The 22,110-nt window shown below is 30.4% G+C and carries 24 protein-coding genes; 21 read left to right on the top strand and 3 right to left on the bottom strand.

Translation table 11 applies throughout. The features are described 5' to 3' along the window. The first annotated feature begins 5 nt into the window (after positions 1 to 5). The 6 genes from trpA to UEQ13_RS04080 all read left to right on the top strand — a co-directional run bounded on the left by trpA (position 6) and on the right by UEQ13_RS04080 (position 8,733). The gene (trpA, locus tag UEQ13_RS04105; RefSeq protein WP_329805106.1) at positions 6 to 770 is read left to right on the top strand and encodes a tryptophan synthase subunit alpha; all 765 of its coding nucleotides are present in this window, start codon (positions 6 to 8) and stop codon (positions 768 to 770) included. A gap of 175 nt (positions 771 to 945) precedes the next feature. Next, positions 946 to 3,981 (top strand): choice-of-anchor I family protein, encoded by a 3,036-nt coding sequence (locus UEQ13_RS04100; protein ID WP_329805105.1) that lies wholly within the window; start codon positions 946 to 948, stop codon positions 3,979 to 3,981. Positions 3,982 to 4,142: 161 nt separating this feature from the next. Then, positions 4,143 to 4,757, top strand: coding sequence for a TetR/AcrR family transcriptional regulator (locus UEQ13_RS04095; protein WP_329805104.1), 615 nt, complete (start codon positions 4,143 to 4,145; stop codon positions 4,755 to 4,757). Positions 4,758 to 4,759: 2 nt separating this feature from the next. After that, on the top strand, positions 4,760 to 6,043 hold the full coding sequence (locus UEQ13_RS04090) for a TolC family protein (RefSeq protein WP_329805103.1): 1,284 nt from the start codon (positions 4,760 to 4,762) through the stop codon (positions 6,041 to 6,043). Between the two features lie 12 nt (positions 6,044 to 6,055). After that, on the top strand, positions 6,056 to 7,135 hold the full coding sequence (locus UEQ13_RS04085) for an HlyD family secretion protein (protein WP_329805102.1): 1,080 nt from the start codon (positions 6,056 to 6,058) through the stop codon (positions 7,133 to 7,135). Between the two features lie 2 nt (positions 7,136 to 7,137). Then, the gene (locus tag UEQ13_RS04080; RefSeq protein ID WP_329805101.1) at positions 7,138 to 8,733 is read left to right on the top strand and encodes an MDR family MFS transporter; all 1,596 of its coding nucleotides are present in this window, start codon (positions 7,138 to 7,140) and stop codon (positions 8,731 to 8,733) included. 46 nt (positions 8,734 to 8,779) lie between these two features. Here UEQ13_RS04080 and yaaA read toward each other — a convergent pair whose 3' ends face one another. Further along, complete coding sequence (gene yaaA, locus UEQ13_RS04075) at positions 8,780 to 9,538, bottom strand: peroxide stress protein YaaA (protein ID WP_329805100.1); 759 nt, start codon at positions 9,536 to 9,538, stop codon at positions 8,780 to 8,782. A 149-nt stretch (positions 9,539 to 9,687) separates the two neighbouring features. Between yaaA and UEQ13_RS04070 the strand changes: the two genes are divergently transcribed. The 12 genes from UEQ13_RS04070 (at position 9,688) to UEQ13_RS04015 (ending at position 17,757) form a co-directional block, all read left to right on the top strand. Continuing rightward, complete coding sequence (locus UEQ13_RS04070) at positions 9,688 to 10,428, top strand: Rossmann-like and DUF2520 domain-containing protein (protein WP_329805099.1); 741 nt, start codon at positions 9,688 to 9,690, stop codon at positions 10,426 to 10,428. Next, positions 10,421 to 10,948 (top strand): KdsC family phosphatase, encoded by a 528-nt coding sequence (locus UEQ13_RS04065; RefSeq protein ID WP_329805098.1) that lies wholly within the window; start codon positions 10,421 to 10,423, stop codon positions 10,946 to 10,948. The genes UEQ13_RS04070 and UEQ13_RS04065 overlap by 8 nt, the downstream gene beginning before the upstream one ends. Positions 10,949 to 10,973: 25 nt before the next feature. Beyond that, positions 10,974 to 11,888, top strand: coding sequence for a geranylgeranylglycerol-phosphate geranylgeranyltransferase (locus tag UEQ13_RS04060; protein ID WP_329805097.1), 915 nt, complete (start codon positions 10,974 to 10,976; stop codon positions 11,886 to 11,888). A 1-nt stretch (position 11,889) separates the two neighbouring features. Next, a complete protein-coding gene (locus UEQ13_RS04055; protein WP_329805096.1) occupies positions 11,890 to 12,471 on the top strand; it encodes a Maf-like protein in 582 nt (193 codons plus the stop codon). A 133-nt stretch (positions 12,472 to 12,604) separates the two neighbouring features. Then, positions 12,605 to 13,147 carry a bifunctional pyr operon transcriptional regulator/uracil phosphoribosyltransferase PyrR gene (pyrR, locus tag UEQ13_RS04050; RefSeq protein ID WP_329805095.1) on the top strand — a complete coding sequence of 181 codons (543 nt, stop codon included), beginning with the start codon at positions 12,605 to 12,607 and terminating at the stop codon, positions 13,145 to 13,147. A 53-nt stretch (positions 13,148 to 13,200) separates the two neighbouring features. After that, on the top strand, positions 13,201 to 14,130 hold the full coding sequence (locus UEQ13_RS04045) for an aspartate carbamoyltransferase catalytic subunit (protein WP_329805094.1): 930 nt from the start codon (positions 13,201 to 13,203) through the stop codon (positions 14,128 to 14,130). An 82-nt stretch (positions 14,131 to 14,212) separates the two neighbouring features. Beyond that, a complete protein-coding gene (locus UEQ13_RS04040) occupies positions 14,213 to 14,545 on the top strand; it encodes a ribonuclease Z (RefSeq protein WP_329805093.1) in 333 nt (110 codons plus the stop codon). 10 nt (positions 14,546 to 14,555) lie between these two features. Then, on the top strand, positions 14,556 to 14,741 hold the full coding sequence (locus UEQ13_RS04035) for a hypothetical protein (protein WP_329805092.1): 186 nt from the start codon (positions 14,556 to 14,558) through the stop codon (positions 14,739 to 14,741). A gap of 52 nt (positions 14,742 to 14,793) precedes the next feature. Then, a complete protein-coding gene (locus UEQ13_RS04030; RefSeq protein ID WP_329805091.1) occupies positions 14,794 to 15,699 on the top strand; it encodes a ribonuclease Z in 906 nt (301 codons plus the stop codon). A gap of 11 nt (positions 15,700 to 15,710) precedes the next feature. Next, complete coding sequence (locus UEQ13_RS04025) at positions 15,711 to 16,310, top strand: hypothetical protein (protein ID WP_329805090.1); 600 nt, start codon at positions 15,711 to 15,713, stop codon at positions 16,308 to 16,310. A 104-nt stretch (positions 16,311 to 16,414) separates the two neighbouring features. Further along, complete coding sequence (gene pdxH, locus UEQ13_RS04020; protein WP_329805089.1) at positions 16,415 to 17,056, top strand: pyridoxamine 5'-phosphate oxidase; 642 nt, start codon at positions 16,415 to 16,417, stop codon at positions 17,054 to 17,056. Positions 17,057 to 17,262: 206 nt separating this feature from the next. Beyond that, positions 17,263 to 17,757 carry a CAP domain-containing protein gene (locus tag UEQ13_RS04015; RefSeq protein ID WP_329805088.1) on the top strand — a complete coding sequence of 165 codons (495 nt, stop codon included), beginning with the start codon at positions 17,263 to 17,265 and terminating at the stop codon, positions 17,755 to 17,757. A gap of 83 nt (positions 17,758 to 17,840) precedes the next feature. On the opposite strand, the gene rsmD is transcribed toward UEQ13_RS04015, so the two are convergent. After that, complete coding sequence (gene rsmD, locus UEQ13_RS04010) at positions 17,841 to 18,449, bottom strand: 16S rRNA (guanine(966)-N(2))-methyltransferase RsmD (protein WP_329805087.1); 609 nt, start codon at positions 18,447 to 18,449, stop codon at positions 17,841 to 17,843. Continuing rightward, positions 18,446 to 19,249, bottom strand: coding sequence for a DUF3822 family protein (locus UEQ13_RS04005; protein WP_329805086.1), 804 nt, complete (start codon positions 19,247 to 19,249; stop codon positions 18,446 to 18,448). The genes rsmD and UEQ13_RS04005 overlap by 4 nt, the downstream gene beginning before the upstream one ends. A 107-nt stretch (positions 19,250 to 19,356) precedes the next feature. Between UEQ13_RS04005 and UEQ13_RS04000 the strand changes: the two genes are divergently transcribed. Genes UEQ13_RS04000 through kdsB form a run of 3 tightly spaced genes read left to right on the top strand, consistent with a single transcriptional unit; the run spans position 19,357 to position 22,062 of the window. Further along, positions 19,357 to 20,775, top strand: coding sequence for an ATP-dependent DNA helicase (locus UEQ13_RS04000; protein ID WP_329805085.1), 1,419 nt, complete (start codon positions 19,357 to 19,359; stop codon positions 20,773 to 20,775). 20 nt (positions 20,776 to 20,795) lie between these two features. Further along, complete coding sequence (locus UEQ13_RS03995; protein ID WP_329805084.1) at positions 20,796 to 21,293, top strand: GNAT family N-acetyltransferase; 498 nt, start codon at positions 20,796 to 20,798, stop codon at positions 21,291 to 21,293. Between the two features lie 40 nt (positions 21,294 to 21,333). Continuing rightward, the gene (kdsB, locus tag UEQ13_RS03990; RefSeq protein ID WP_329805083.1) at positions 21,334 to 22,062 is read left to right on the top strand and encodes a 3-deoxy-manno-octulosonate cytidylyltransferase; all 729 of its coding nucleotides are present in this window, start codon (positions 21,334 to 21,336) and stop codon (positions 22,060 to 22,062) included. Positions 22,063 to 22,110 lie beyond the last annotated feature (48 nt).

Genomic DNA, 22,110 nt, shown 5'->3' with positions numbered 1-22,110 from the left:
AAAATATGAATAGAATCAATCAAAAATTACAGGAAAACAAAAAATTACTTTCTATTTATTTTACAGCAGGATATCCAAATTTAAATGACACGGTTTCAATTATTCAAGAATTGGAAAAAAGTGGCGTAGATATGATAGAAATTGGTTTGCCTTTTTCAGATCCTTTGGCAGACGGACCAACTATTCAGGAAAGTTCTACTCAAGCTATTGAAAATGGAATGACAACTAAATTGCTTTTCGAACAGTTGAAAGATATTCGTAAAACTGTAGAAATTCCTTTGATAATTATGGGGTATTTTAATCCTATGATGCAATTTGGAGTGGAAAATTTCTGCCAACAATGTAATGAAGTTGGTATTGATGGTTTAATTATTCCGGATTTGCCTTTAGAAGAATATCTTTCGGAATATCAAGCTATTTTCGAAAAATATAACTTAAAAAATGTGTTTTTAATCACACCTCAAACTTCAAACGAACGCATTTTACAAATCGATTCGGTATCTGATAGTTTTATTTATATGGTGAGTTCAGCTGCGGTTACTGGAAGTCAATCTGGTTTTGGAACGGAACAAATGAACTATTTTGAACGCATTTCGAATCTAAATTTAAAAAATCTACAAATTATCGGATTTGGAATTAATAATAAGGAAACTTTTGAGCAAGCAACTTCTTATCAAAAAGGGGCAATTATTGGAAGTGCGTTTATAAAATTTATAACAAATAATGCTATTGATAAAATTGGTGAATTTGTTCAGAAAATTAGAAACTAAAAAACATTTAATTAATCTTTTGGTAATAAAACAGACTAGTTTCTTGTCAAAACAAACCAAATTAATAATGTTATATATAGATAAACACATAGAATTTTACATTTTTTTGTTTTTAGAATGATACTATTTTAATGTTCGACAGTGAATTTTGTAGCAATTAAAAAACTACATAACAATGTCGAAAAATTATCTAACAAAAAATCAATTATTACTGTGTTTAGTAATGGTAACGTCTTTTTCTTGGGGACAAAATTTAGTTCATTATTGGAACTTTAACAACAATGCTTCAGTGGCAACAATCACAACTCCTTCTCAAACTGTTGGTGGTGCTAATTTAGTTGCAATTGCAGGTGGAATTAGTACGATAGATTTTGCTGGTGGAACAGGTCAAAACTTTAATCTTTTAAATCTAAATGCCAAAAACAGTGATGTTTCTGGAACTCATTTACGTTTTAATGATCCCATTGGTGGCGCTTTAGAGTTTGCTTTACCAACTTCAGGTTATGAAAATATAGTGGTGAAATTTGCAACTCGTCGTTCAGGTTCTGGAGCTGGAACACAATCTTGGTCGTATTCTTTAGATGGAACAACTTATGTTCCTTTTACAACAATAACTCCAAATAATGGAGATCCAGCTTTAGCAACTTTAGATTTTACTGCAATTTCTGGCGCAAATAATAACGCCAATTTTAAACTAAAAGTAGAATTTTCACAAGGAGCTGGTGGAACAGTTGGAAACAATCGTTTTGATAACTTTACTTTGGAAGGAAATACAACTGGTGGTGGAGATACAACAGCACCAATTACTACAATTTTACCAGTAAATGCGGCAACAAATGTGGCGACAACAATAAATCCAACTATTAGTTTCAATGAAGCCATTCGTTTAGTTGACGATAATGCCATAACAAATACGAATGTTGATGCTTTAGTAGAATTACGATTGAATAATGCTTCAGGAGCAATTGTTCCTTTTGATGCTACGATTACTGGAAATGTGATTACAATAATTCCTGCTTCGATTTTAAATAACGGTCAACAATATTATGTGGCTTTATTACCAAATACAATAGAAGATTTAAGTAATAATGCAGTTTCAACAACACAATCAGCAACATTTACAACAGGAAATCCAAGTGTTGCTTTCGCTTCTAATTTTATTAAAACTAATGAAGGAGCAACACTTTCTTTTGTGATTAATTTAACGAGTCCAGCAACTTCTTCTGTGGATTTAGTGGTGAAATCAAGTCCTTTTAGTACGGCTGATTTTAGTGATATTGTTTTAACTACCCAAACATTAAATTTTACAAGTTCAAGTACATTAACTCAAACTATTACTATTCCAATAGTAGATGATGCTTTAATTGAACAACAAGCAGAATACTTTGTTTTAAGTTTAGAGAATCCAGTTGGAGTTACCATTTCTGGAAATTCATTTGCAACGATTTATATTATTGATAACGATAATGTAGCGCCAATTCCTTCACAAGAAATTGAATTAAATTATATTGGAAGTTTTGATCCATCAGGTGCTAGTACAAGTACTTGTGAAATCGTAGTTCACGATCCAGCATCGCAACGTTTATTCACAACAAGTGCTGTTGCAGGGTTTTTAGACATTATTAATTTTTCAAATCCAGCAGCTCCAACAGTTGTAACTTCTATTGACATGAATAGTTATGGAGGCGTGACTTCAGTAGCGGTTAAAAACGGAATTGTGGCTGTTGCATCACCAAATACGGATGAAAGTTTAAATGGTTCGGTTGTGTTTTTCGATACGAATGGAGTATTTTTAAAACAAGTTACAGTGGGTGCTTTACCAGATATGATTACGTTTTCTCCAGATGGAACAAAAGTAATGACAGCCAACGAAGGGCAACCAAATGCTAATTATTCAATTGATCCTGAAGGTTCTGTAAGTGTAATTGATATTTCTGGCGGAATTCCGACTTTATCGCAAGCTAACGTTACAACTTTATTGTTTACGGCTTATAATTCACAAGAAGTTTCTTTAATTGCTTCAGGTGTCAGAAAATTAAAAGCGACAAGTACTTTATCTCAAGATTTTGAACCAGAATACATTACCATAAGTGCTGATTCTCAAAAAGCATGGGTGACACTTCAAGAAAATAATGCAATTGCTGAAATAAATTTAGCAACTACAACTTTTACAGATATTTGGGCTTTAGGAACAAAAGATGTGAGTCTTCCAGGAAATGGAATGGATATTTCAGATAATAACGGACAAGTGTTAATCGCAAACTGGCCTATTAAAGCGTTTTATATGCCTGATGCCGTTGCAAATTATACAATCGGTGGAACAACTTATTTAGTTACAGCTAATGAAGGAGATGAAAAAGAATATACTGGTTTTGTTGAAAGAACTACAGTTGGAGCAGCAGCTTATACTTTAGATCCAGCTATTTATCCAAATGCTTCAGTATTAAAACAATCATACAATATGGGACGTTTTAGAGTTTCTAACTTAAGTGGAAATACAGATGTTGATGCAGATTTCGAAACGATTAATGCAGTTGGTTCGCGTTCCTTTTCAATCTTTAATACCACAACCAAACAAATTGTATTTGATAGTGGAGACGATTTTGAAAGATATACAGCAGCTAATTTAGCTTCAATTTACAATGCAGATCACAGTGATAATATTTCAAAAGGAAGAAGTCGTGCTAAAGGTCCAGAACCAGAAGGTGTAACTGTTGCTCAAATTGGAACGGAAACTTTTGCTTTTATTTCATTAGAAAGAGTAGGTGGAGTTATGGTTTATAACATTACAGATCCAAACAATGTAACTTTCGTAGATTATAAAAACAGTAGAAGTACTTCTGCATATTCAGGAGATAACGGTCCAGAAGGAATTACTTACATTAAACCTGAAAATAGTCCAAATGGAAAAGGTTATGTTTTAGTGGCGAATGAAATCAGTGGAACTATTACCGTTTTTGAAGTGGATGCCAATCTATTATCAGCTTCACATTTTAATACAGAAGTTAAAACATTTGCTATTTTTCCAAATCCATCTGAAAACGGAATCGTATATTTCAATAGAGTTGCCGATTACGAATTATTTGATATTTCAGGTAAGAAAATAAGCGGAGAAAAAGAAGCTTTAACAATTAATACAAGTAAACTTTCAAAAGGAATTTACTTAGTAAAAACTAGCGAAGGAATTGTTCAAAAACTAATTATAAACTAATTATTTACGAAATTAACACCAAACCTCTAGCGAAAGTTAGAGGTTTTTTTATTTCTATAACATGTTTTTTATCTGTTAAAATAATGTTAAAATAAAATTAAACAATTGTTTAAATTAAACGTTTGTTTAATTTTGTATAGAATTTAAAAGATAACCCCATTATGGAATATAATTCAAAACAAATAGAAATCTTAAATATAACTGAAAAACTTTTTGCAGAAAAAGGGTTTGATGGAACTTCTGTAAGAGATATTGCAAAAGCCGCTGATATAAATGTAGCAATGGTTTCGTATTATTTTGGTTCTAAAGAAAAATTACTTGATGCGATTATTATACACCGAGTTTCTGGTTTTAGAATGATTTTAGAAAATCTTCAATTGGAAACGATTTCTCCAATAGAAAAAATCAAAAAATTTGTGGATTTATACATTAATAAGCTTAACGAAAATAAAGATGTATATCAAATAATTCATTTCGAAATAGTAAATCAAAAAAGAGCTTGCGATTTATCAGCATTTTCAGAAATCAAAAAGAAAAACTTATTACTTCTTGAAAATATAATTGCAGAAGGACAGAATGCAAATTTATTCAAATCAAATTGTAATTCGCTTATGATTCCAGCTATGGTGATAGGAACATTCTCCCAAATTTACAATAACAAGAAATTTTATATTGAGATGTTAAATTTAAAAAACGAAAATGAGTTTGAAAATTATATTTTAAATGATTTCAAAGAGGAAATAACAAATGTAGTATTAGGAATGTTAATCAAATAAAAATGAATATCAACAAAATTATAATTCTAGCGCTGTTTTCAATTGGATATATCCAAGCACAAGAAAACAAACCACTTTCTCTAAAAGAGGCAATTGATTTAGGAACAACTAAAAGCAACCAAGCTATTTTAGCCGATACGAAAGTTAAAACTTCAGAATGGGAAGTAAAAACGGTTAAAAATAATCAGTTACCAAGTGCCACACTTTCTGGACAATTTTTCAAACTTACCAAAGCAGATGTAAAAGGAAATCTTATTCCGCAATCTGATAATGGAATAGATATTAGTCAATTAGCTATAGGTCAAGCGAATGTTACCGTTCCTGTTTTTAATGGATTTAAAATTCAAAACAGCATCAAAGCTTCACAAAATTTAAATTTAGCGGAAGTAAGTAATGCACAACACACAAAAGAACAAATCGCTTTATATGTTACGCAACTTTATTTTAGTTTGTATAAAACCCAACAAATGATTCTGTTAACAGAAGATAATTTGAAAAGTGCACACCAACGTGTTGTTGATTTTCAAGCTTTAGAAGATAACGGCCTTTTAGCGCATAACGATTTATTAAAAGCTCAATTACAAGAATCTAATATCGAATTATCATTAGAGACGGCTAAGAAAAACAATTCCGTTTTGAATTTTCAATTGGTTAATTTTTTACAATTACCAGAAGGAACTAAAATAAAAATTTCGGAGGAAGAATTTAAATCGTTACAAACCATTTCTGATACTACCTTTCAAAGAAAAGATTTAGAAGCTTTAACGTTTCAACAACAAGCAGCTAAAAACAATATAAAAATTGCACAAGGAAATTATTATCCTTCTTTTAATTTAATTGGTGGATATATCGCTTTAGATGTAAAAAATGCTTTAACAGTAACTAATGCTATGAATTTTGGAGCTGGAGTTTCCTATGATATTTCTTCAATCTTCAAAAATAAAAAGAATGTCGAAAAAGCTAAAAGCAAATCTCTTGAAGTAGAAAATCAAATCGCTATTTTAAACGAAAAAATTACAGAAGAAGTTCAAGAAGCGAATGAAAATTACAATTTAGCCATCAAGCAAAAAAATGTGTACGAAAAAGCACAATTGCAAGCAACTGAAAATTACAGAATTGTGTTAGATAAATACAACAACGGCTTATCCAACACAAACGATTTATTAGAAGCCAACGTAGAACAATTACAAGCAAAAATAAATTACACGATTTCAACTTCAGATATTCTTCAAAAATATTACGAATTACAATTTCAAAAAGGAAAACTAACGCAATCAATAAATTAAAATATATTCAAAATGGAAAAAAAACAAACTAATAAAAAATTCACATTTGTTCTAATTGGATTAGTAACTTTAGGTGCAATATATGGTGGTTATAAATATAATCATTCCCAATCACATGAAACAACTGATGACGCTCAAGTAGAGCAAAACATGACACCTATTATTCCAAGAGTTACGGGTTTCATTGAAAAAATTTATATAAAAGACAATCAATTTGTAAAAAAAGGAGATACTTTATTTGTGATTGACAACAGTGATTATACTGTAAAAGTGGAAGAAGCCAAAGCTGCTTTATTAGCTGCACAAAGTTCATTTGAAGTTTCTAAAGCAGATGTTGGAACAGCGCAAAGTACGGTTTCTGTTAGTGATGCAAATGCTAAAACTTCTGTTAATAGCATCGAATCGGCTCAAATTCGATTATGGAGAGCGACTAACGATTTCGAGCGTTTTGAAAATTTATACAAAAACAAATCCATTACAAAACAACAATACGAACAAGCTTTAGCTGCGAAACAAGAAGCTGAAAGTCAATTGAAAATGATGAAGCAACAAAAAAGCGCCAACGATTTCCAAAAAAATGTTGCGGTTACAAGAACAAACGTTTCTCAAAAACAAACTTCAGTAGCCGCTGCAAATATCGAAAGAGCTAAAGCGGCTTTAGATGCAGCACTATTAAACTTAAAATATACAGTAGTTACTGCTGCAACAAACGGACAAGTTTCAGCTGTTGATTTACAACCTGGACAATTAATTCAACCAGGACAATCTTTATTTTACATTATTAATTCTGAGGAAGTTTGGGTGGTAGCTAATTTTAAAGAAACGCAATTGAATAAAATGAAATTAGGTCAAACAGTAGAAATTAAAGCCGATGCTTTTCCTGGTGAAAAATTTGAAGGTTCAATTACTTCATTTTCTCCAGCTACAGGTTCTCGTTTTTCTTTATTACCACCTGATAATGCAACGGGTAATTTCGTAAAAACTGTTCAACGTTTACCTGTGAAAATTTCATTGACAACAAATAATGCAAAAGATAAAATCAATTTACTTCGTTCAGGAATGAATGTAGAAGTAGATGTTCACTTAGATTAATTATGAGCACAAGCACAACAAACACAAACGAAGATAGTTTAGTTGAATATGGCTTTAATCGAGTAATAATCACTATTACCGCAGTTTTATGTGCACTTTTAGAAATTGTAGACACTACGATTGTAAATGTGGCATTGAACGATATGCGTGGAAGTCTTGGTGCAACTTTAACCGATGTAGCTTGGGTAATTACAGCCTACGCGATTGCAAATGTTATTGTTATTCCAATGACAAGTTGGTTGTCACAACAATTTGGTAGAAGAAACTATTTTGCAGCTTCCATCATCATTTTTACAACTGCATCATTTTTATGTGGAAACGCATCTGATATTTGGGAATTAATTATTTTTAGATTTATTCAAGGATTAGGTGGCGGTGCATTATTAGTGACTTCTCAAACCATTATTACCGAAAGTTATCCCGTTGCAAAACGTGGAATGGCACAAGCCATTTATGGAATGGGAGTAATTGTTGGTCCAACTTTAGGGCCGCCATTAGGTGGTTATTTAGTCGATACGTATTCTTGGCCTTATATTTTTTACATCAATATTCCAATCGGAATTATCGCTACATTATTAACGTTACGATATGTAAAAAGTCCGAAATATGGAGAAAAATTAAGTGCTAATCAAGTCGATTGGTTCGGAATTCTAACTTTAGCTGGATTTATTGGATCTTTACAATATGTTTTAGAACACGGTCAACAAGACGATTGGTTTAACAACAGAACAATAGTTACGTTGAGTTTAGTAAGTTTCTTTAGTTTGTTTTTCTTTATTTGGAGGCAATTAACGTATAAATATCCAATCGTAAATCTGAAAGTTTTAAAAGACACCAATTTGCGAGTGGGTACGATTTTAAGTTTTATCATGGGATTTGGATTATACGGCTCTACATTTATTATTCCGATTTACACCCAATCGATTTTAGGTTGGACGGCTACAGATGCAGGTTTACTTTTAATTCCAAGTTCACTAATGACCGCTTTTATGATGCCAATTATTGGACAATTATTACAAAAAGGAGTGCCTCAAAAATATTTAGTGGCTCTTGGTTTCTTAATGTTCTTTTTCTTTACGTTTTGGATGTATAATGTAATGACACCAGACACTGGAGAAGAATATATGTATTGGCCTTTAATTATTAGAGGATTAGGTTTAGGATTATTATTTGTTCCAATTACGACTTTATCTTTATCAACATTAAAAGGGAAAAGTATTGGTGAAGGAGCTGCTTTTACAGGAATGATGCGTCAACTTGGAGGTTCTTTCGGAATTGCGATTATCACCACATTTATTGCACGATTTAGTCAAGAACACCGGGTGAATTTAATAGCCAATATTGATGCGACAAAAACACAAGTTCAAGATAGAATTACGCAATTACAACATGGTTTTATGGCAAAAGGATTTAGTTCCAATGAAGCTTTAGCAAAAGCACATAAAGTTATTGATTTTAGTGTGAATAAACAAAGTACTGTTTTATCGTACATGGATATTTTCTTATACTTAGGACTTTTGTTTTTAGTTTGTATTCCGATAATACTTCTAATTAAAAACAATAAAAATAAAGTTGATATTAGTGAAGCCATGCACTAAAATAGAATTCAAAAAAAAATCCCAATCAATCGATTGGGATTTTTTTTTATCTCGTAAAAACTAATTTATTTCCTTCTGATAAATTGCTGTCAAAAGCATAACCTTCATAATTAAATCCTTTTAAATCATCAATAGTTTCAGCATTCGTATCAATAATATAGCGAACCATCATACCACGCGCTTTTTTTGCAAAGAATGAAATCATTTTTAGTTTTCCGTCTTTATAATCTTTAAATTCTGGAGTAATGACTGGAACTTTTAGTTTTTTCACATCTACAGCAGAAAAATATTCGTTGCTGGCTAAGTTTACAAATAATTCGTCTTTTTCTAATTCAGAATTTAAAGTATCTGTAATGGTTTTTTTCCAAAATTCATATAAGTTTTTATTCGTACCAATTTTTATAGAAGTTCCCATTTCTAATCGATATGCTTGCATTAAATCTAAAGGTTTTAATAAACCATATAATCCTGAAAGTATGCGTAATTTGTCTTGTAAATCTACTAATTTTTCTGTTGGTAACGAATAAACATTTAAACCGGTATACACTTCACCATCAAAAGTAAAAACTGCTGGTCTAGCATTTTCGATTGTAAACGGAGTTTGCCAATCTTGATTACGTTGCCAATTTAAATCCCCTAATTTTTCAGAAATATGCATCAATTCCATCAACTGATTTGGTTTCAACTTTTTTAAAGTTTTTTGGATAGTTTCCGCATGTTTCAAAAACGCAGATTCTGTATGTAATTGTGTTGGAAGTTCTTTATCTAAATTTAAAGATTTAGCTGGAGATATAACGATTTTCATTTTTGAGTAGATTTTTTTCAAAAATAGGCAATAGGATGATTTTTCACAACATAGATTTAAGAAATTTCAAAGATTTATATAATTTTTAAAATCTGTTTAACATAAAAAATGATATTGTATTTGATTGTGTAATTGATTATCTTCGCCACATGATAAAAGTAATTCTTTTAGGTTCGGGAAACGTGGCAACACATTTGTTTCAGGCTTTTTCTAAAGCAACTGAAGTAGAAGTAGTACAGGTTTTTTCTAGAACTATTTCAAAAGATTTTCCTGAAAGCATTCAGACTTCAGATGTTGAGCAAATTTTTGAAGCTGATATTTATATCATTTGCGTTTCTGACAATGCCATCGCAAATGTTTCTAATCAATTACAATTTGAAAACAGGTTAGTGGTTCACACTTCTGGAAGTACTGATTTTGATGTGCTTGACGTAAAAAACAAAAGAGGCGTTTTTTATCCTTTACAAACTTTTACTAAAAATAAAGCTGTCGATTTTAAAGATATTCGAATTTGTTTGGAAACTGAAAATCCATCTGATTATGCAACTTTAGAAAAATTAGCCAAATCTATTTCAAATTCTGTCACTAAAATTGATGGAAAACAACGAAAAGCGTTACATGTTTCTGCGGTTTTTGTTTGTAATTTCACGAATCATTTGTATCAAATTGGAAATGAAATTTGCAAAGAGAATAACATTCCATTTCAGATTTTACAACCTTTAATTGAAGAAACAGCTCAGAAAATAAAATCACTTTCGCCACAAGAAGCACAAACTGGTCCAGCTGTTAGAAATGACACTAAAACGATTGAAAAACATATCGATTTTCTAACCAATGAGAATCAAAAAGAAATATATAAAATCCTGACAAAATCTATACAAAATGTCTAAAAGTTATAAAGAATTAATGAATGATATAAAAGCGTTTATCTTTGATATTGATGGCGTTTTAACAGACGGAACCGTACACATTTCGGAAGACGGGCAATTGCTTCGTCAAATGAATATTAAGGATGGTTACGCTATGAAAGCCGCTGTAGATAAAGGTTATCCGGTTTGTATAATATCTGGAGGAAGTAATGAAGGTGTTCGTATTCGCTTACAAAATTTAGGAATCAAAGACATTTATTTAGCAGCTCCAGATAAAGTAGAAAAGTTTTATGAAATTTGCGATGCGTATCAACTAAAACCGGAAGAAATTCTATACATGGGTGACGATATTCCTGATTATTTAGTGATGCAAAAAGTGGGTTTACCAACATGTCCGCAAGATGCTGTGCAAGAAATTAAAGGAATTAGTAAATACATTTCACATGTAAATGGTGGAAAAGGTGCGGTTCGTGATGTCATCGAGCAAGTGATGAAAGTTCAAGGGACTTGGATGGACGATTTTAACGCCAAGTTTTTTTAAAATATAAAATTCATATCAAACTAAAATGAAATACTACTTAAAACTAATACGCATAGAAAATTTATTACTTATTGCATTAATGCAACTTGTGATTAAATATACTTTTTTAAATCAAGCTGATATTTTACAAGCCCTTTCTGATTGGAAATACTTTTTATTAATTATTGCAACCCTTTCAATCGCTGCTGGTGGTTACATTATTAATGATATTTACGATGTAGATGTGGATACAATCAACAAACCAAATAAGGTTTATGTTGGCACACATATTTCAGAAAAAAACGCTTACAATTTATATTTTGCCTTAAATGTAATTGGAGTTGGCTTAGGTTTTTATTTAAGTAGAACCGTTAATAAACCAGCAATTGCAGCTGTTTTTGTAATTTGTTCTGCCTTATTATATGTGTATTCTAATGGTTTAAAACAAATTCCTCTTGTCGGAAATCTTGTAATTGCAGCTTTAGCTGCTTTGAGTATTTTAGTCGTTGGTTTGTTTAATATCTATCCATTCATTTTCGATTTCAATAGAAACGAAATGTTCAGCATTTTATCAGTAATTATTGATTATGCTGTTTTGGCTTTTCTATTACATTTCGCTAGAGAAATTATCAAAACTATTGAAGATATTGAAGGTGATAAAGCTTTTGAAATTACAACAGTGGCTTCGTATTTCGGAATTCTAGTTAGTAAAATCATAACCATTTTTACTTTATTAGGTTTTATTGGATATGCTTGTTATTTCATTTATAACAACATCATGCATATGCCATATGTAATAGGTTATTTCGTTATTTTAATGATGCTTCCAACTCTATTTGTGATTTTTAAAACGATTACAGCTAAAGAAAAAGCAGACTTTAGTTTCATAAGTAAACTAATAAAAATAATCATGTTAACCACTATTTTTTCATTAACTGCAATCGTTTTAATAGGAAATTAATATGTTAAACGAAAAATTCAATAAACATCGTATTATTTTAGCTTCGGGCTCACCAAGAAGACAACAGTTTTTAAAAGAATTAGATGTCGATTTCGAAATTCAATTAAAAGATATTGAAGAAATTTATCCTGAACATTTACAAGCAGAAGAAATTACCAATTTCTTGGCTAAATTAAAGGCTTCTGCATTTGCTTTAGATTTAGATGACAATGATATTTTAATCACTTCTGACACCATTGTTTGGTTAAATAACAAAGCGTTAGGGAAACCAAAAGATTACGATGATGCTTTTGAAATGCTTACCGAAATGTCTGGAACAACTCATAAAGTAATCACTTCAGTTTGTCTTAAAACTACAGATAAAGAAATCGTTTTTTATGAAGAAACTTTAGTAACTTTTACGAAACTATCTTCAGATGAGATTAAATATTATCTGAATAATTACAAACCTTTTGATAAAGCGGGTTCATATGGAATTCAGGAATGGATTGGTTTGGTTGCTATTGAAAAAATTGAAGGTAGTTATGCGAATGTAGTAGGCTTGCCAACACACAGATTATATGAAGAAATGATGAAGTTATAAATTATCAACTTACATTTTTCAAACACGGATTGGAGAAATTTCACAGATTAATATTATTTCTTAAATCTGGGTTTTAAAAAAATTGATATTGTAATTGAAATATCTTACTTTTGTAAACACAACACACAAAAACATGAGTCAAAAAATATTGCTCAATACTAAAGAAGTCAATATCATCTTACATCGATTGGCCTGTCAATTAATCGAAAAACATCTCGATTTTTCTAATACTATACTTATCGGAATTCAACCAAGAGGTGCATTTTTAGCCAAAAGATTAACTGAAATTTTAAAAGACGAATATCAAATTTCCGATTTAAAACTAGGCCTATTAGACATTACTTTCTTTAGAGATGATTTCCGAAGAAGTGAAAAACCTTTCGAAGCCAATCAAACTCAAATCGATTTTTTAGTGGAAGACAAAAATGTCGTTTTCATTGATGATGTTTTATATACTGGAAGAAGTATTCGTGCTGCTTTAACAGCAATTCAATCGTTTGGAAGACCTAAATCTGTTGAACTTTTAACCTTAATTGACAGACGTTTTAGTCGCGATTTACCAATCCAACCCGATTATCGAGGCCGACAAGTAGATGCCATTAACAACGAAAAAGTTCTGGTAAAATGGAAAGAAAAGGATGGCGAAGATGCCGTTTATATAGAAGTGAAATCGTAGTGACAAGTCGAGACTTGTCATAATTATATAAAGAAAACAACACAACAACTAAAATGAAGGAATTAAGCGTCAATCATTTACTAGGAATAAAATACATCAATAAGAATGATATTAATTTAATTCTTGAAACTGCTGATCAGTTCAAAGAAGTAATTAATCGTCCCATAAAAAAAGTGCCGTCATTACGAGATATTACCATTGCCAATATCTTTTTTGAAAACAGTACAAGAACAAAATTATCTTTCGAATTAGCTCAAAAACGACTTTCAGCAGACGTCATGAGTTTTTCTTCCGCACAATCGTCAGTTAAAAAAGGAGAAACGTTAATTGATACAGTAAATAATATTTTAGCCATGAAAGTGGATATGGTTGTGATGCGACATAGCTCTCCAGGAGCCGCTCATTTTTTATCACAACATGTAAAGGCAAGTATTGTAAATGCTGGTGATGGCGCACACGAACATCCAACACAAGCTTTACTAGATAGTTACACAATTAGAGAAAAATTAGGTGAAGTTGCTGGTAAAAAAATTGTCATTGTTGGTGATATTTTACATAGTAGAGTTGCACTTTCTAACATTTTTGCCTTACAAATGCAAGGTGCGGAAGTGAAAGTTTGCGGACCAAAAACACTGATTCCTCAATACATCAATTCATTAGGTGTAACGTACGAACCAAATTTAATCAAAGCTTTAGAATGGTGCGATGTAGCAAATATGTTACGCGTTCAAAATGAAAGATTAGACGTAAGTTATTTCCCAAATACACGTGAATACACGCAACAATTCGGATTAACAAATGAAATACTAAACAATCTGAATAAAGAAATTGTCGTGATGCATCCCGGACCAATTAATCGTGGAGTCGAAATTACTTCAGATGTAGCTGATGGACAGCATTCAGTTATTTTAGATCAAGTCGAAAATGGAGTAGCAGTAAGAATGGCGGTTATTTATTTATTAGCGAGTAAGATTCAGAATTAATTTAGAGTTGGAAGTAGGGAGAATCCAATTCACACAAAACCTTTTAAACTATTAACGATTTAAACTCATAAACTTTTCAAAAATGAAAGTAGAACAAAAAGGACATACCACAACAATTAAAGATACGGAAAGTAGTTTTGAAGCATTTTTAGAAAAAATAACTACGCAATATAACTCGTACAAATCAGTTAATTTAATTATTGATGTTACGCATGATAAATCATTTAATATGAATTGTTTAAAACAATTTTCTGATTTAGCTAAAATGCATAAAAAGAATAAAAAATCTTTTGTAGTGGTCGCTGAAGATATTGATTTTAATAAAGTCCCAACTTCGATTAACACCGTTCCTTCTTTATTAGAAGCTCACGATATCATTGAAATGGAAGAAATTGAACGCGATTTAGGATTTTAATTTATTCATTATGACAACAAGAGCTAAATTCAACCTGTTTTTCCTACTATTAGCAATTATTTTGTTAGTATTAAACGGTATGATTTCTTATCAAGAAAATAAAATAGAATGGTTTAGAGTTGTTTCAAACGTTTTATTGATTCTTCTTTTTTCAATGAACATCTATAACGAAAACAAGAAACAAAAACAGCAATAGATTATAAAAAATCAATCCTACTCAACTCCGTAGGAGTTAAATTTTAGGTAAGTTGAAAGTAAAAATATTAGGCTGTTATGCCGCTACACCAAGAACGATAACCAATCCTACTTCGCAAGTTTTAGAAATAAAAAGTCACATGTTCTTAGTCGATTGTGGCGAAGGAACTCAAGTACAACTTCGAAAACATAAAATTAAGTTTTCTCAAATTGAACATATTTTCATATCCCATTTACACGGCGATCATTTCTTCGGATTAATTGGCTTAATTTCTACTTTTATGTTATTAGGTAGAGAAAAAGATTTACATGTTTATGGTCCAAAAGGTATCAAAGAAGCCATTTTATTGCTTTTAAAACTAGGAAACGCTTACACTTCTTATCATTTATTTTTTCACGAATTAACTTCCAAAGAAAGTGAAGTAATTTACGAAGATGAAAAAGTAAAAGTCACCACCATTCCTTTAAAACATAGAGTATATACCAACGGTTATTTGTTCGAAGAAAAAAACAAAGAACGAAAACTGAATATTGATGCCATTTTAAATTATGATATTGAAAAAGTATATTATAATAAAATTAAATACGGTGGCGATATCACTTTAGATGACGGAAGAATCATTCCGAATGCCGAATTATCTTTCGATCCCGAAGTCGCTAAAAGTTATGCTTTTTGTTCGGACACCATATATAATGAAGAAATTATTCCAATAATAAAGAACGTTACGGTTTTATATCACGAAAGCACCTTTTTAGAAAGCGAAAGTCATTTAGCTGAAAAAACGATGCACACAACTGCTAAACAAGCCGCAAATATTGCTAAATTAGCCGAAGTAAAAAACTTATTATTAGGGCATTATTCCACACGTTACGGAAATATTGAATTATTCAGAACCGAAGCTAATGAAATTTTTGAAAATGTTTTATTAGCCGATGATGGTTTAGAATTTGAGTTTTAAAAAATTTAGAAATGAAAAATTTAGAGAAAACTTCACAATTATTACCATTAGCCTATTTATTTTTAATTGTTTTAGGAATATTTAAAGAAACCATTTATTATTCTCAAGTAGGAATTAATATAATGGAATACTCGTCTATAACTGATGTAATATTGAGTCCAATTGCAGAATTAACTTCAAATATACCCGCTTTTATATTTTGTGTTATTTATACTTTTTTAGCCTTTTATTTAATTACTTTATTAAAAAAATATAGTCATAAAAAGTGGACGTATTATTTTACTAATGATAAAAATTTTAATAACTATTCTGAAGAGGTAAAGGAAGAAAAATATGTGTCGTTATTAATAGCTTTTCTTGCTTCAGTTTATGTTGGGTATTTTGTTGGTTTTGGTGTTTTTCATGGCAAAAGAATATCTGAACAGTTAGCTAAAAATACTTTACAATTTGAAGATGTTTTAACACAAAGTAATGGAACAACTATTAAATGTCATATTTTAGGTTCAAACAGTCAATATTATTTTTATATTAAATCAAATAAAACCATTGAAATTAGCACTATTGGAACAATTTCAACAATTATTAATAAACCAGAAATCAAAAATAAGTAATTAGAAAAATTGAAACCTTTTTAGCAAAACTGTTGCATTTATATAAGAAGTTTATTTAGAAATTAAAAAAGCCTTCGCGACTTTGTGACTTCGCGGCATATATTATGAAAGACTTATCAGATTATAGAAAATCATACGAGAAAAGTGAATTGTTAGAAAACACAATTCCAGATGATGCGATACAATTATTTCACAAATGGTTTTATGAAGCAGAAGAACAAGAAGATGGAGAAGTAAATGCTATGACGGTTTCTTCTATTGGTTTAGACGGATTTCCGAAAAGTAGAGTAGTGCTTCTAAAAAAGTTTAATGAAGAAGGTTTTATTTTCTACACCAATTACAGTTCTGAAAAAGGAAAAGCTATAATACAAAACCCTAATATTTGTATTTCTTTCTTTTGGCCAATTTTAGAGCGTCAAGTTATTATAAAAGGAATAGCTGAGAAAACAGCAGATACTATTTCAGATAACTATTTTGATTCCCGTCCAGAAGGAAGTAAGCTAGGCGCTATTGTTTCAAACCAAAGTGAAGTGATTCCTTCAAGAGATTTTTTAGATGAAAAATTAAAAGCTTTAGAAATGGAATTATCAGGTTCGGAAATAAAACGGCCAGAAAATTGGGGTGGTTTTTTAATCAAACCTGTTGAAGTGGAATTTTGGCAAGGAAGAGCAAACCGACTTCACGATAGAATTAGATATAAACTAAACGAAGATTTTAGCTGGAAAATAGAAAGATTATCGCCTTGATAATCAAATACATACAAAATAATCAAATCCTAAGTACTCCACTTAGGATTTTTTTATGTTTTTACTTACAAAAAACGTAACTAATTGACATTTAACAACTTAAAATGTTAAAGTTTAGTGTATTTCGTCGATTTTATTTGCAGTTAATCTGAATTATTGTACATTTGTCTTGTTAATCAACCACTTAGTCGATAATTATGAAAAATATGATATTTTTAAGAAGTTTAGTAGTTTTAGGTTTAACTATTACTTTGTTGTCTTGTTCAGGCGCAGATGCTACTCCAGAAGCAGCAACTCAACCAACAATTACATTAAACAATTATACTCATTCTACTTTTGAAGTTGAATTGTTAGATTTAGTAAATCAAGATAGAGTTAGTAAAGGTTTAAATGCCTTAACAATTATTAATGAAATTTCATATTTAGCATCAACTCATGATGATTATATGATTACAAATGGAGTTGCAAGTCATGACAATTTTGAACAAAGATCTGCATCTTTAAAAAGTGGAATTGGAGCAATTAGTGTAAGTGAAAATGTAGCCGCTGGTTTTAATACACCTGCTTCAACATTAGCTGCTTGGAATGCTAGTCCAACTCACAAAGCAAATTTAGAAGGAAATCATACACATTATGGATTAGCTGTAAAAGCTGATGCAAATGGAAAAAAATATTATACTTTATTGTTTATCAGAAAATAATGATTTACATATAGTTTTAATTGTTTAGTTTTTAGTTATAATGCAAAAAAAATCCCGATACTAATGTATCGGGATTTTTTATTTTATTCAGACTCAGAATCATCATCTTCATCATCTTCATCTTTTGTAATACTATCTTCTTCGTCTTCGTCGCTTACTAATTCGAAAAACGTGAAAGTAGTTCCACCATAAGTTCTGGCGAAAGAAAAATTATCTAAATGTTCTAACTTCGTATCTTTAGAATGTTCTATAATTAACATGCCTTCTTCCTCTAATATTTCATTCTCGAAAATTAATGTCGGAATTTTTTCAAAATCCTTTTGATCTAAATGATACGGTGGATCAGCAAAAATAATATCATAACATCCTTTGTGTTTTTGTAAAAAAGTAAACACATCACTTTTAATGGGCGTAATATCAAAATCAAATTCATTTGAAATTTTTCTAATAAAATTCACACAACCCATATCTGCATCTACTGCTACTAAAGGCGTAGCGCCACGAGAAGCAAATTCGTAAGCAATATTTCCAGTTCCAGAAAACAAATCTAAAATTTTAAGTTCACCAAAATTAAAATGGTTGTTCAAAATGTTAAACAAAGCTTCTTTGGCCATGTCAGTGGTTGGTCTTACAGGCAAATTTTTAGGTGCTTGTAATCTTCTTCCTTTATATTTTCCTGATATTATTCTCATGAGTGAAATAAAATAAAGTGCTTTAATAGGTCTTTTTCTTCCACATTAAAGGCTGTTTTTAAGTGCGATACATCTAACAAACTACAATTTCTTATGTATTTATAAGCTATTTTAAAAGAATCACTTTCTTCCGAAATATCGCCTATAAATTGAACTGGAACTATTTCCGGATTCAATTGCAATTGCTCATAGGTGAACAATAAATAATAAATGAAATCTTCTAATGTTTGGTAAATAAATGTATTGAACAATAATAAATGTTTGTTTTTGGTCACCACAATTTCAAATCGATCATTTTGAAAATGCACCCAAACTTGTTTTGCATCGTTATTTTTAGAAAAATCTAATGCTTTTTTTACGAATATCGAATTGCAATTTTTATAATCGAAAGTATCGTAATGATCTAATAAATAGTTGTTTATATTCGTATACGGAATAAAAACATTGTTTAAATCGTACGTATCTAAATAATCGTAAGCGAAATAATCTGTTTCAAAAACTTTGGAATTATATTGCAAATAACTTCCTAAATAATTCGGATCAAATAGGGAAGAAGGCACAAAAGTATTTAAGTTGGAATTATGCAAAACTACCACATCATCATACTTTTCTTCTAAAACAGGATTTTCTACAAATAGTTTCCATAATTCTTCTTCCAATACATTATTTTGATTAAAAGTATAAGATTTATGCGTAATTATTTGGTTTGAAATCAAATCAATAACACAAAAAGAAAGGTTACTATTCGCAACCTCAAAGCATAACTTTTTATATGTTTTTTGAGTAATATCCTGATTCATGTTTTCTATTTGATTGACAAATTTACATTTTTTGAGAGAATTAAAAACCTTCAAATGAAATTATATTTAAAAACCTTGCTATATTTGGTGTTCTTAAATAAAAATGAATGTCGCCAACGCAATTTTACAGAGTTTTAATGGATAATTTTCCTTTTGAGCCTACCGCTAATCAGGATATTTTCTTTCAAAAAATTGCAGGTTACATTTTACATTTCAAAGACGATTTATTTGTATTAAAAGGATACGCTGGAACGGGAAAAACGACTGTAATTTCTACTTTAGTAAATCAATTAAATACAGCCAATAAAAAAGCGGTAATGTTGGCGCCAACTGGTCGTGCTGCGAAAGTGATGTCGGCCTATTCTGATAAACCAGCATTTACCATTCACAAACGTATTTATTTTCCAAAAAAGAATAAAAATGGAGGTGTTGGATTTGTGATGCAAGCCAATAAATTTAAAGATACAATTTTCATTGTCGATGAATCGTCCATGATTTCAGACCAATCTAACGAAACGAGTTTGTATGAAAACGGTTCTTTATTAGACGATTTACTGTTTTATGTAGATGCTGGTCAAAATTGCAAATTAATTTTAGTTGGAGATACCGCGCAGTTGCCACCAATCAATTCAGAAATTAGTCCGGCTTTAGATATTCATTCTTTACATGTGAATTACGATAAAGAAATTGTTCATATTGAATTAGATGAAGTCATGCGACAAGCTGAAAATTCTGGGATTTTGTACAATGCTACAGAATTACGAGAATTACTTAAATCGCATTTTATTGATGATTTTAAATTCAGTTTGAAACGCTTTAAAGATATTGTCCGATTAGAAGATGGTTTTGATATTGAAGACGCCATTCATCAATCGTACCGAAATTATTCTACGGAAGATACAGCGTTTATTGTGCGTTCGAACAAAAGAGCCAATCAATACAACCAACAAATTAGACAACGAATTTTAGGAAAAGAAAGTGATTTATCGGCTGGCGATTTACTAATGGTGGTAAAAAACAATTATTTCTGGTTGAATGATACTTCACAAGCTGGTTTTATTGCTAATGGCGATATTATTGAAGTCCTAAAAATTAGAAATATTCAAGAATTATACGGATTCAAATTTGCGAATGTTACCATTAGAATGATTGATTATCCAAATGAAGCTTCGTTTGAAACCGTTTTACTTTTAAATACGATTGAAAGTGAATCGGCATCGTTAACTTATGAAGAATCCAACTTATTATACCAGGAAGTTTCTAAAGATTATGAAGACGAAAGTCATAAATACAAACGCCTTTTAAAAGTCAAAAGTAATCCGTATTTCAATGCGTTACAAGTCAAGTTTTCTTATGCGATCACCTGTCATAAATCGCAAGGTGGACAATGGAGTAGCGTGTTTGTAGAAAAACCCTATTTACCAAATGGAGTAGATAGAGATTATATACGTTGGTTATATACTGCGATTACTCGTGCTAAAGAAAAGTTATATTTAATAGGATTTAAAGATGAAAATTTTGAGTAACCTTATAATGCTACAAAAGTATGATTTTTGAAACAGAACGACTATTAATTAGACATTTAGAAGAAAGGGATTCTGAAGCAATGTTTGAAATTTACTCTGATAAAGAAGCAATGAAATACAGAGCAAATCAACCTTTTGAGAATATTTCTGAAGCAATAGAAATGATTCAACAATCAAAAAATGACTATAAATTAGGATTAAAATTTAGATTGGCAATTGAAAAGAAAGATTCAAATGAATTAATTGGTACTATTTTATATTTCTCTGAAGATATCAATTCAGAAATTTGTACTATTGGATATTCTTTAGGGAAAAACCATTGGAAACAAGGTTTTGCTTTTGAAGTTTTAAATGGTTTTATACCGTTTTTAAAAACCAAAGAATTTAAAAAATTAGAAGCTAAAGTTTTTAAAATGAATGTTGATTCTATCAAATTATTAAATAAACTTGATTTTATTTTAAATGAAGACACAAATGATGAAAAACTTTTTACTTTTGAAAAAATAATTATTAATTGAGGGAGTATGAGATTGCTTTGTTCCTCGCAATGACAAAAAAATGAAAATAATTGCTGTAATTCCTGCGCGTTATGCTTCTACACGATTTCCTGCCAAATTAATGCAAGATTTAGGTGGAAAAACGGTTATTTTAAGAACTTATGAAGCTGCAATGTCTACAAATTTATTTGATGATGTATTTGTGGTAACAGATTCAGATTTAATTTATAACGAAATTATTTCGCACAACGGAAAAGCGATTATGAGCATCAAAGAACACGAAAGTGGCAGCGACAGAATTGCAGAAGCTGTTGAAAACATAGATGCTGATATTATAATTAACGTTCAAGGTGACGAACCTTTTATCAATAAACCGCCATTGGAACAAATTATTGAAGCTTTCAAACAAGATGTAGAAAACAAAATTGATTTAGCTTCTTTAATGTTCGAAATTAAAGATAAATCAGAAATTGAAAATCCAAATAATGTGAAAGTAATTACAGATCAACAAAGTTTTGCGTTGTATTTTTCACGTTCTGTAATTCCGTTTCCACGAGAAGAAAATGTAGGTGTGCGTTATATGAAACATATTGGAATATATGCCTTTAGAAAGCAAGCTTTATTAGATTTTGCTAAATTACCGATGCTTTCTTTGGAAGCTTCTGAAAAACTAGAACAATTACGTTATTTAGAATATGGAAAACGTATTAAAATGATAGAAACTTCACACGGAAGTATTGGAATTGATACGTTGGAAGATTTAGAAAAAGCAAGATTATTGCTTCAATAACTTAGTTATTAAATATAAAAAAGGCTTCAAATTTTATACATTGAAGCC

The sequence above is a fragment of the Flavobacterium facile genome, from assembly GCF_036321945.1.
GTDB classification, from domain to species: Bacteria; Bacteroidota; Bacteroidia; order Flavobacteriales; family Flavobacteriaceae; genus Flavobacterium; species Flavobacterium facile.
This window is presented reverse-complemented; position numbering and strand designations above follow the sequence as displayed.